Origin of the sequence: Cellulomonas wangleii, from assembly GCF_018388445.1 — a bacterium.
In the GTDB taxonomy this organism is placed as follows: Bacteria; Actinomycetota; Actinomycetes; order Actinomycetales; family Cellulomonadaceae; genus Cellulomonas; species Cellulomonas wangleii.
Genome location: NZ_CP074405.1, coordinates 1,236,384 through 1,248,114, shown reverse-complemented (window position 1 = coordinate 1,248,114; position 11,731 = coordinate 1,236,384). Strand labels below are relative to the sequence as shown.

The 11,731-nt window shown below is 74.7% G+C and carries 6 protein-coding genes; 4 read left to right on the top strand and 2 right to left on the bottom strand.

What is annotated here, in order from left to right; genetic code table 11:
• Positions 1–136: 136 nt before the first annotated feature.
• The 3 genes from KG103_RS05760 (at position 137) to KG103_RS05750 (ending at position 5,369) form a co-directional block, all read left to right on the top strand.
• The gene (locus KG103_RS05760) at positions 137–2,185 is read left to right on the top strand and encodes an alpha-1,4-glucan--maltose-1-phosphate maltosyltransferase (protein ID WP_307860934.1); all 2,049 of its coding nucleotides are present in this window, start codon (positions 137–139) and stop codon (positions 2,183–2,185) included.
• 128 nt (positions 2,186–2,313) lie between these two features.
• A complete protein-coding gene (gene treS, locus KG103_RS05755) occupies positions 2,314–4,080 on the top strand; it encodes a maltose alpha-D-glucosyltransferase (protein WP_207340886.1) in 1,767 nt (588 codons plus the stop codon).
• Positions 4,077–5,369, top strand: coding sequence for a maltokinase N-terminal cap-like domain-containing protein (locus KG103_RS05750; protein WP_207340875.1), 1,293 nt, complete (start codon positions 4,077–4,079; stop codon positions 5,367–5,369). Before treS ends, KG103_RS05750 begins: the two co-directional genes overlap by 4 nt.
• An 11-nt stretch (positions 5,370–5,380) precedes the next feature.
• On the opposite strand, the gene KG103_RS05745 is transcribed toward KG103_RS05750, so the two are convergent.
• Entirely contained in the window at positions 5,381–6,622 is a 1,242-nt protein-coding gene (locus tag KG103_RS05745) for an ROK family transcriptional regulator (protein WP_207340876.1), read from the bottom strand.
• Between the two features lie 160 nt (positions 6,623–6,782).
• A complete protein-coding gene (locus tag KG103_RS05740) occupies positions 6,783–8,984 on the bottom strand; it encodes an alpha-galactosidase (RefSeq protein WP_207340877.1) in 2,202 nt (733 codons plus the stop codon).
• Positions 8,985–9,127: 143 nt separating this feature from the next.
• Between KG103_RS05740 and KG103_RS05735 the strand changes: the two genes are divergently transcribed.
• The gene (locus KG103_RS05735) at positions 9,128–11,674 is read left to right on the top strand and encodes a glycoside hydrolase family 2 protein (protein WP_207340878.1); all 2,547 of its coding nucleotides are present in this window, start codon (positions 9,128–9,130) and stop codon (positions 11,672–11,674) included.
• The last annotated feature ends 57 nt before the right edge of the window (positions 11,675–11,731 follow it).

The following is an 11,731-nucleotide window of genomic DNA, read 5'->3' as shown; positions in this document are numbered from 1 at the left end:
CACCGGATGCCACCACCCCTGCAGGGCGGATAGGTTCGGGACCGTGACGACTCCCCGCCGCTCTCGTCGCACGTCACCGGCCACATCCCCCGGCCCCGCACGTGCCGTCGCCCCCGTACTGCCCCCGCAGCCCGACGTGACCCCGACCACGGACGCTCCCGTGCCCGTGGTGCCCGTGGTGCCCGTGGGTCGCATCCCGGTGCTCGACGTCTCCCCCGTCGCCGAGGAGGGACGCTTCCCCGCGAAGGCGGCGGTGGGCGAGGCGGTGCCCGTGCGGGCGACCGTGATCCGCGAGGGCCACGACGCGCTGGGCGCGACCGCGGTGCTGCTGCGGCCCGACGGCTCGGTCCACTCCGTGGCCCGCATGGTCGACATCGCGCCCGGCCTCGACCGGTACGAGGCACGCCTGGTCCCGGACGCCGAGGGCGAGTGGTCCTTCCGCGTCGAGGGCTGGTCCGACCCGTACGGCACCTGGGCGCACGACGCCGCGATCAAGGTCGAGGCGGGCATCGACGTCGAGCTCATGCTCACCGAGGGCGAGCTCGTGCTCCAGCGCGCCGCCGGCCGCACCGGCGAGGACGCGATGCGCCCGCGCGACGCCCGCGTCCTCCTCGACGCCGTCGCCGGGCTGCGCGACACGTCCCGTCCCCCGCTCGCCCGGCTCGCCGCGGCGCTGGCGCCCGAGGTCCGTGAGGTGCTCGACCGCGCGCCCCTGCGCGACATGGTCACCCGGTCGCGGGCCTACCCCCTGGTCGTGCACCGTCGGCTGGCGCTCACCGGGTCGTGGTACGAGATGTTCCCCCGGTCGCACGGCGCGACGTACGACGAGGCCACCCGGCGGTGGACGTCGGGCACGCTGCGCACGGCGGCGAACCAGCTGCCGCGCATCGCGGCGATGGGCTTCGACGTCGTGTACCTCACGCCGATCCACCCCATCGGCACCACGCACCGCAAGGGCCGCAACAACGCCCTGGCCGCGCTGCCCGGCGACCCCGGCTCGCCCTACGCCATCGGCTCCCCGGACGGCGGGCACGACGCCATCGAGCCGACGCTCGGCACGTTCGACGACTTCGACGCCTTCGTCGCGCGGGCCCGCTCGCTGGGCCTGGAGGTCGCGCTCGACCTCGCGCTGCAGGCCTCGCCGGACCACCCGTGGGTCACCGAGCACCCGGAGTGGTTCACCACGCGGGCCGACGGCACGATCGCCCACGCGGAGAACCCGCCCAAGAAGTACCAGGACATCTACCCCCTGAACTTCGACAACGACCCCGAGGGGATCTACGCCGAGGTCCGCCGGGTCCTGCAGGTGTGGATCGACCACGGGGTGACGGCGTTCCGGGTCGACAACCCGCACACCAAGCCGCTGTCGTTCTGGCAGCGGCTGCTGGCGGACGTCAACGCGTCGCACCCCGAGGTGATCTTCCTGTCCGAGGCGTTCACCCGCCCGGCGATGATGCTGACGCTGGCGAAGGTCGGCTTCCACCAGTCGTACACGTACTTCACCTGGCGCAACACCAAGGCGGAGCTCGAGGAGTACCTCGCCCGGGTCGGCGGCGAGGAGGCGGCCTGGCTGCGCCCGAGCTTCTGGCCGACGACGCACGACATCCTGCCGCCGTACCTGCAGCAGGGCGGGGTCCCCGGCTTCGCCGTGCGGGCCGTGCTGGCGGCGACGGGCTCGCCCACCTGGGGCGTGTACTCCGGTTACGAGCTGGTCGAGAACGTGCCGCGGCCCGGGGTCGAGGAGCAGATCGACAACGAGAAGTACGAGTTCCGCCCGCGGGACTGGGCCCGCGCCGACGACCTCGGGATCGCCCTGCTCCTGGGGCGCCTCAACGAGATCCGGCGCGCGCACCCGGCGCTGCAGCAGCTGCGCGACGTGCGGGTGCACCCCACGACCGACGACGCGCTCGTGTGCTTCTCGCGCCACCTCGACGCCGCCCACTCGCCCACGGGCCGGCCGGACACCGTGGTGGTGGTCGTGAACATCGACCCGCACCACGCCCGGGAGGGTGTGGTCCACCTGGACCTGACCGCCTTCGGCCTGCCCGTCGACCGGCCGGTGGCTGCGCACGACGCGCTGTCCGGCGACACGTACGCCTGGTCCGACCAGGTCTACGTCCGGCTCGACCCGATGGTCAGCGTCGCGCACGTGGTCCACCTCGAGCACCCGCACGGGGCACGATGAGGCCCGTGCTCCCGCCCCCGGAGGGTGCCGCCTCCGCGTCGGGCGATCCCCGCACGCCCCGGACCCCGGTGCTCGGCACGCCGACGACGTCCACGGAGCCGCCGGTGGGCACCCCGCCCCCGGGCTCCATGCCGTCACCCGACGCCGTCCCCGCCCGCCTCGAGCCGCCCCCGACGACCGCGGCGATCGCCCTGTCCGGGCTGCCCGGTCGCCGGCAGCCCGACGTGCCGACGCCGGTGCCCTCGGGCGGGCGCGACACGGACCCCGAGTGGTACCGCACGGCCGTGTTCTACGAGGTCATGCTGCGCACCTTCGCGGACGCCTCGGGCAACGGCAGCGGTGACCTGCCCGGTCTCATCCAGCGCCTCGACTACCTGCAGTGGCTGGGCGTGGACTGCCTGTGGCTGCCGCCGTTCTACCCCTCGCCCATGCGCGACGGCGGGTACGACGTGTCCGACTACACGGCCGTCGCGCCGCAGTACGGCACGCTCGACGACTTCCGCATGCTCGTCATCGAGTGCCACCGCCGCGGCATGCGGGTCGTCGTCGACCTCGTGATGAACCACACCAGCGACCAGCACCCGTGGTTCCAGGCCTCCCGCTCCGACCCGGACGGCCCGTACGGGGACTTCTACGTGTGGAGCGACGACAACACCCGCTACCACGACGCCCGCATCATCTTCGTGGACACCGAGACGTCGAACTGGACGTTCGACCCCGTGCGGCGCCAGTACTTCTGGCACCGGTTCTTCAGCCACCAGCCGGACCTCAACTTCGAGAACCCGCGCGTGGTCGACGCGATGATGGACGTCGCGCGGTTCTGGCTGCACCTCGGGGTGGACGGCTTCCGGCTCGACGCCGTGCCGTACCTGTTCGAGGCCGAGGGCACCAACTGCGAGAACCTGCCGGAGACCCACGAGTTCCTGCGCAAGGTCCGCCGGATGATCGACGAGGAGTTCCCGGGCCGCATCATGCTGGCCGAGGCCAACCAGTGGCCCGAGGACGTGGTGCACTACTTCGGCACCGACGAGGAGCCGGAGTGCCACATGTGCTTCCACTTCCCCGTCATGCCGCGCATCTACTACGCGCTGCGCGACCAGCGGGCCACGCAGATCGTCGACATCCTCGCGGACACCCCGCCGATCCCGGCGAGCGGGCAGTGGAGCACGTTCCTGCGCAACCACGACGAGCTCACGCTCGAGATGGTGTCCACCGAGGAGCGCGCGTCGATGTACGGCTGGTACGCGCCGGACTCCCGGATGCGCGCCAACATCGGCATCCGCCGCCGCCTCGCACCGCTGCTCGACAACTCCCGCAAGGAGATCGAGCTGGCGCACGCGCTGCTGCTGTCGCTGCCCGGCAGCCCCTGCCTGTACTACGGCGACGAGATCGGCATGGGCGACAACATCTGGCTCGCGGACCGTGACGCGGTGCGCACGCCCATGCAGTGGACGCCGGACCGCAACGCCGGGTTCTCCACGGCGGACCCGGGCAAGCTGTACCTGCCGCTGGTGCAGTCGCTCGTCTACCACTACGGCAACGTCAACGTGGAGTCGCAGCTGGCCCAGCCGACGTCGCTGCTGCACTGGGTGCACGGCATGCTGGCGGTCCGCCGGCAGCACCGCGCCCTGGGGCTCGGCACGTTCGACGTCGTGTCCTGCGACAACGAGGCGGTGCTGACCTTCCTGCGACGCACGGAGGACGAGACGGTCCTCGTGGTGGCGAACCTGGCGGCGACGGCCCGTGCGGCGACGGTGACGCTCCCCGAGCACGCCGGCTGGTCCGCACGCGACGTGTTCGGCGGGGCGCACTTCCCCGACGTGCGCGACGACGGCACCATCACGTTCACCCTCGGGTCGCGCGAGTTCTACTGGCTGGAGCTGACGGCGCCGTGATCCTCGACGCACGTGCCCCCGACGACGTCGACCACGAGCTGGTGGCGCTGCTCCACGCGTGGCTGCCGCACCGCCGCTGGTACCCCGCCAAGGGGTCCGACGCGCGGCTGTCGGCTGCGGGTGCGGTGCACCTGACCGACGACGTGCGGATCCTGCTCGTGCAGGTCGACGCCGCGGGGCGCGACGTGCTGCTGCAGGTCCCGCTGGTGCTGCTGGCCGGGTCGGCGCCCGTCGGGACCGACCGCGCGTCGATCGTCGGGGAGGTCGGCGGTCGCACGGTGCTGGACGCGACCGGCGACGCCCGGTTCCTGCGGGCCTGGCTCGCGGCGGCGGACGGGCCGGGCGCCGAGGTCGACGTGACGGGCGCGCGCGTGGTGACCGGCGAGCAGTCGAACACGTCGGTCGTGCTGCCCGCCCCGGACGGCACCCCGGTGGGGATGCTCAAGGTGCTGCGTGCGGTCGCCGCGGGCGAGAACCCGGACATCGACGTGCCGCGGCGGCTCGTGGAGGCGGGGTGGGACGGTGTCCCGGCGCCCCTCGCGTGGTCGCAGGCGCGGTGGCCAGGGCCCGACGGCGAGCCCGTGGTCGGCTACCTGGGTGTCCTGAGCGCGTTCGTCCCGGGTGCGCAGGACGGGTTCGAGCTGGCGTGCGGGTGGGCCCGCGAGGGGCGCGCGTTCAGCGGTCCGGCCGCCGAGCTGGGCGAGACCGTCGCCGGGATGCACGCGGCGCTGGTCCGGGCGTTCGGCGCGGACCCCGACCCGGCCGGCGGCGAGGCGCTCGCGCGGGCCCTGCACGAGCGGTTCGCGTGGGCCGTCGACGCCGTGCCGTCGCTGGCGGACCGGGAGCCCGCCGTCCAGGCGGTGGCCGCGCAGGTCGCGGCCCTGCCCACGACGCCGGCGCGGCAGCGCGTGCACGGCGACCTGCACCTGGGGCAGGTGCTGCGCTCGGCGGGCCGCTGGTTCGTCATCGACTTCGAGGGTGAGCCGCTGGCGCCGTTGGCCGCCCGCGTCCTGCCGGACCTCGCGCTGCGGGACGTCGCGGGCCTGCTGCGGTCGTTCGACTACGCCGCAGCGGTGGGGGGCCTGAGCGGCGCACCCGCGGCCGCGTGGACCGCGGACGCGCGGGCGGCCCTGCTCGCGGGCTACGGCGTGACGGACGACCCGACCAGCACGCTGCTGCTGCGCGCGCTCGAGCTCGACAAGACGCTGTACGAGGCCGTGTACGAGGCGCGCAACCGTCCCACCTGGGCGCCGATCCCCGAGGCCGGGCTGGACCGCCTGCTCGGCTGAGAGCCGCGGCGTCAGGCGACGCCGGACCCCGCGGGCAGCTCGGTCAGGGTGTCGACGACCATCCGCATCCCCGCCTGCCGAGGAGCCACCTCCGCCTGCAGCACCAGCGCGGCACCGCCCAGGGCGGCCGCCTCGGACGCCTGCGAGGAGATCGTGACCCGCACCGGGTGGGTGGCGCGGGCGAAGAACCCGTCGGCCAGGCGCTGCTGGACGACCGGCAGGTAGAGCGAGCCGGCCTGCGCGAACGACGCCCCCGTCAGCACCAGCAGGTCGAGGTCCAGCACGTTGGCGAGCACCTGCGCGGCAGCGGCCAGGTACCGGGCCGACTCCCCCAGGAGCCGCGCGGGCTCCTCCTCACCGCGCGCCGCCGCCCGGGCCAGGGCCGCGAAGTCCTCGGACACGCCCCGACCCGGGAGCGCGATACCGGCCTCGGCGGCCCGCGCGACCACGGCTGCGGGGCCGGCGAACACCTCGACGCACCCGCGCGAGCCGCACCAGCACGGCGGCCCGTCGACGTCGACGCACACGTGCCCGATCTCGCCCGCGTTCGACGACCGGCCGCGGTACACCGTCCCGTCGACGATGATCCCCGCCCCGATGCCGGTGCCCATGTACAGCGCGGCGCACACCGCACCGGTCGGCACGCCGCCGGACCAGTACTCCCCCAGCGCTGCCGCCGTCGCGTCGTTGTCCAGCAGGACGGGTAGCCCGACCGCGTCCTCGATCGCCTCGGCCAGCGGGAAGTCCGCCCAGTGCTGCATGACGGGCGGCGCCAGCGTCATCCCGGTGGTGGTCGACAGCGGACCGGGCGACACGACGCCGACCCCGAGCAGGCGGTCCCCGTCCACCCCGACGCGCGCGGTGGTGGCCGCGACCTCCGCCGCGATGCGCCCGACCACGTCCCGCGGGTCGTCGGACCCGGCGCCCGGGCGCCGCCACCGCGCCACGACCTGCCCGCCGAGGTTCGCGATCACGTACGTGATGCCGGCGTGGTCCAGGTGGACGCCGACGGCGTAGCCCGCGTCGGGGTCGAGCTGCAGCAGCATCCGGGGCTTGCCGCCGGTGGACTCGGCGCGGCCGGCCTCGACCACCAGGCCCTCGTCGAGCAGGCGTCGGACGACGGTCGAGACCGTCGCGGCCGTCAGGCCGGTGGCGCGGGTCAGCTCGACGCGGCTGATGGTGCCGGCGGCACGGATGACGTCGAGGATCGCGCTGCGACTGCCGGTGCGCGGGCCGGGCGTGCCTGCGTTCACACTCCTGCTCCCGTCGCCGTGCGGCCGCCGGGTGGCGACCCGACCGAGCCTAGCCACCCCCCGCCGCCCGCGAGCGGCGACGGGGCTGCGGCGTCCGGGTGAGCCCGCGCGGGTGGCGGGTGCACCGGCGCACGGGGCGCGCGCCGGTGCACCCGGCCGGTCAGTCCACGCGGGTGGCGCGCACCAGCACGAGGCGTTCGGGCGAGAGGTGCGGTGCCCGCACCCCGACCTGCTCGAGCACGCGGCCCGTCGCGCGGACGCCCTGCGGCGTCCACCACGGGGCCTTCCAGCCGTGGGTGATGACGTCGCCCGGAGCCTGGGGCCGCACGTGGTACGTCGCGTCGGGGTCGAGGCCGGGCAGCGGCACCGCGTTCGCGGGCATCTGCGCGGACGACGCCACCGCGGCGACGGCGAACAGCGCGTCGGACCCGTCCTGGGCGACCACCCCGTGCACCTCGAACGCCGGGTCCGGCAGGTCGGCGTGCACGCTGACCCCGGTGTGCAGCAGACCACGCACCTCCTTGTACAGCGCGACCCACGCCGCCAGCTCCGCGCGCTGCGCCTCGTCGGCCTCCCGCAGGTCCCACTCGATGCCCAGGTGGCCGAACAGCGCGGTGCCGGCCCGGAAGCCGAGGGTGGCGCTGCGGCCCGTGCTGTGGGCCGTCCCGGAGCCGATGTGCGCACCGATGAGCTCCAGCGGGATGAGCAGGTTCGTCCACGGCTGAATGGCGCGTCGCTCGAGCGCGTCGATGCAGTCCGACCCCCAGACCCGGTCGGTGCGCTGGAGGATCTCCAGGTCGACCCGGGCACCGCCGGAGGAGCAGGACTCAATCTCGACGCGCGGATGACGCGCGCGCAGCGCGTCGAGGAGGCGGTAGACGGCGAGCGTCTGCCCGTGCACGCCGGGCACGCCGTCGGACCCGTGACCGGCGTCGACGAGGTCACGGTTGTGGTCCCACTTGAGGTACGCGATGTCGTTCTCACTGAGCAGCGCGTCGAGCCGTCCGAGGATGTGGTCGAACACCTCGGGGCGCGCGAGGTCGAGCACCTGCTGCCACCGTGCGGCGCCCGGGAGGCGGTCCGGCAGGCGCAGCATCCAGTCGGGGTGGGCACGCGCGAGGTCCGAGTCGGGGTTGACCATCTCCGGCTCGACCCAGAGCCCGAACTGCATGCCCAGCCCGGTCACGTGCTCGATGAGCGGGTGCAGCCCGTCGGGCCACACCTCGTCGGACACGTACCAGTCGCCGAGGCCCCGGCGGTCGTCACGTCGCGAGCCGAACCACCCGTCGTCCAGGACGAAGCGCTCCGCCCCGACGGCCGCCGCCGCGTCCGCCAGCTCGACGAGCCGGCCCAGGTCGTGCTGGAAGTAGACCGCCTCCCACGTGTTGAGCGTGACCGGGCGCGGGCTGTGCGGGTGCTGCGGACGCGCACGGAGCCAGGTGTGGAACCGCGAGGCGAGGGAGTCCAGCCCCTGCTCGCCGTACGCGCCGTACACCCACGGGCTCGTGTAGGACGCGCCGGGCTGCAGCCGGACCTCGCCGGGTGCCAGCAGCTCGCCGCCGCCCAGCAGCCCGGGGTGGTAGTGCGTGCGCTCCGCGAGGCTGCGGTGGTTCCCGGACCAGGCGACGTGCCAGCCCCACGCCTCGCCGCGGCGGTGCGCGAGGTCCTCGGTCCCGGCGACCAGCACGTACGGGGTGTCGAACCCGGTGCGTCCGCGGCGGTTCTCGCGCAGTCGCGTGCCGTGCGTGAACTCCGTGCGGATCGGTGACCGCTCGCGCGCCCAGTGCCCGCCGAAGTCGAGCAGCGTGGTCGCCCGGACCGGGACCGGCAGGGTGAGCAGCAGCCCGCCGAGCTCGTAGACGTCGTCGCCCGCGTTGGTGAGCGTGGCGCGCTGCCGGACGAGCCCCTGCGGCGTGAGCTCGAGCACGAGCTCGAGCGCCAGCGCGGTGGCCGGGTCGGTGGCGGGCACGACGAGCACGGCACCGCCGTCGCCCGTGCGCGTCAGCTGCGGGACCCCGGCGCGGAAGTCCGGCGACCAGGAGCGGCCGGCGCGCGAGCCCGTCAGGCCCGGGGTGCCGAGCCAGCCGTCCGCCTGCAGCGGCAGCACGCCGGGCACCACGCCGCCGTCGACGGGGAACCCCATGAGTGCCGGGCGGCCGGCGAGCCGCAGGTCCGCGAGCGCGTCGCCGTCGAGGGGGCCGAGGTCGGCGCCCCAGTGCAGCACGCGCGGCAGGCCGGCGAGGTCCAGGACGAGGCTGACGCCGGCTGCGCGCAGGTGCAGCAGCTCGTCCGGTCGCTCGGGTGGCTGCCGGTCCCCCCGGTCGCTCGTCGGGGTCGTCTCGTCGTCGGGACGCTCTGGCACCGCTCACCTCCGTTGTGATCGCGCCCACCCTATGTCGTTGACTTGCTTATTTCGGTCGCCTAACAATGGGTGTCGCTCCCCGGGTCGACGCCGACCTGCCGCGCGCGACGCGTGGCCACCGGAGCCGCGGACCGGGAGCCGACATGACCGACGACGTCCTCGCCGAGGGCTGGACCCTCACGGCCGACCCCGCCACGCTGCCCTCCGGGCTGCCGGCCGCGCTCGCCTCCCGGCTCGTGTCGGGGGTCCCCGCGCGGGTGCCCGGCACCACGCACACCGACCTGCTCGCGGCCGGGCTCGTCCCCGACCCGTACGTCGACCGCAACGAGCTCGAGGTCGCCTGGATGAAGCGGGTGGACTGGTCGTACGCCCGGCCGCTCGACGTCACCCCTGCCGCCGACGACGAGCGCGTCGACCTGGTTCTCGAGGGCGTCGACACCGTCGCCGCCGTGCGCCTGGACGGCACCGTCCTCGCACGCACGGCCAACCAGCACCGCACCTACCGGGTCGACCTGCGCGACCACCTGTGCCCGGGACCGCAGGTGCTGCGCGTGGACCTGACGTCGGCGCTCACCTACGCCGAGGCGGAGGCCGCGCGGCTGGGACCCCGGCCCATGGCCTACGCGCAGCCGTTCAACATGGTCCGCAAGATGGCCTGCTCCTTCGGCTGGGACTGGGGACCCGACCTGCAGACGGCCGGCCTGTGGCGCCCGGTCCGCGTCCAGCGGTGGCGCGTCGCGCGGCTCGCCGGCGTGCGCGCGCTGGTGACCGTGGAGCCCGACGGCACGGGCGTGGTCGAGGTCGTGGTCGACGTCGAGCGGTCGGGGCTCGCGGGTGGTGAGGTCCCGCTGGTGGTGACGGCGCACGTGGCCGGTGCCGAGGGTGTGGTCGAGGTCCGTGCCGGGTCCACCACCGGCACCGTCCGCCTCGAGGTCCCGCACGCGCCGCTGTGGTGGCCGGTCGGCCACGGCGGCCAGCCGCTGCACGACCTGCACGTCGAGCTGCGCGCGAGCGACCCCGCGGCCCCCGCGGGCCCGCGCGGCACCGGCCCGCTGCTCGGCGCGTGGTCCCGCCGCATCGGGTTCCGCACCGTCGAGCTCGACACCCTGCCCGACGACCACGGGTCGGCCTTCACGCTGCGGGTCAACGGGCGCGCGGTGTTCGTCCGCGGCGCCAACTGGATCCCCGACGACCACCTGCTGACCCGCATCACGCGCGACCGCCTCGCCGGGCGCCTCGACCAGGCGCTGGGGGCCCACCTCAACCTGCTGCGGGTCTGGGGCGGCGGGATCTACGAGTCCGAGGACTTCTACGAGCTGTGCGACGAGCGCGGGCTGCTGGTGTGGCAGGACTTCCTGCTGGCGTGCGCCGCGTACCCCGAGGAGTCCCCGCTGCGCGAGGAGATCGAGGCCGAGGCCCGCGAGCACGTCGCCCGCCTGACGCCGCACCCGTCGCTGGTGCTGTGGAACGGCGGCAACGAGAACCTGTGGGGCTTCCGGGACTGGGGCTGGGAGCCCGAGCTCGACGGGCGCACCTGGGGCCACGCGTACGCGACGGAGGTGCTGCCGGCCGTGGTGGCCGAGCTCGACCCGACCCGGCCGTACGTCGCGAACAGCCCCACCTCGCCCGGGTACGACATCCGCGACGTGCACCCCAACGACCCGGACCACGGCTCCCACCACCAGTGGGATGTCTGGAACCGGGTCGACTACACCGTGTACCGCGACGAGGTCCCCCGGTTCTGCTCGGAGTTCGGCTTCCAGGGCCCGCCGACGTGGTCGACGCTGGCGCGCGCCGTCCGCGCCGAGGACGGCTCGGTGGCCGGCAAGGAGCACCCCACCTTCCTGCTGCACCAGAAGGCCGAGGACGGCAACGGCAAGCTCGACCGCGGCATGGCACCGCACCTCGGTGTCCCGTCCGACCCGGACGACTGGCTGTGGGCAGGTCAGCTCAACCAGGCGCGCGCGGTGCGGTTCGCGATCGAGCACCACCGCTCCTGGTGGCCCGTCACCGCCGGGTCCGTCGTGTGGCAGCTGAACGACTGCTGGCCCGTGACGTCGTGGGCGGCGATCGACGGCGACGGACGACCCAAGCCCCTGTGGTGGGCGCTGCGTGCGGCGTTCGCCGAACGGCTGGTGACCGTGCAGCCGCGCGACGGTCGCGAGTCCCTCGTCGTCGTCAACGACACCCCCGTCCTGTGGAAGGCGACGGCCCTGCTGGAGCGTCAGACGCTCGGCGGCGACGTGCTGGCCCGGGCGGAGGTGCCGCTGACCGTCGGCGCGTGGTCCGTGGGCACCTTCCCCGTCGCGGCCGCGCTGCGGACGCCCGGCGACCCGACGGCCGAGGTCCTGGTCGTGTCGCTGGACCGCCGTCGGGCGGTGCACACCTGGGTCGAGGACGTCGACCTCGCCCTGGACCCGACGCCGTTCGACGCGCGCGTGCACCCCGTGCAGGACGGGTACGCGGTCGAGGTGACGGCACGCTCGCTCGTGCGTGACCTCACGCTGCTGGTCGACCGGCTGGACCCCGCCGCGAGCGTCGACGAGGCACTGGTGACGTTGCCGGCCGGCGCCCGTGCCACGTTCCGTGTCCGCACGGCTGCCACCCTGGACCCGGCCGCCCTCGTCACCGCCCCGGTGCTGCGCAGCGCGAACGACGTCGTCGTGGCGGCCCGCGCCCCGGGGGCGTGACCGCACCGCGCGCCCGGACCGTCACGGACCGCGCCGGCACGGGGCCGGCCGGTACGC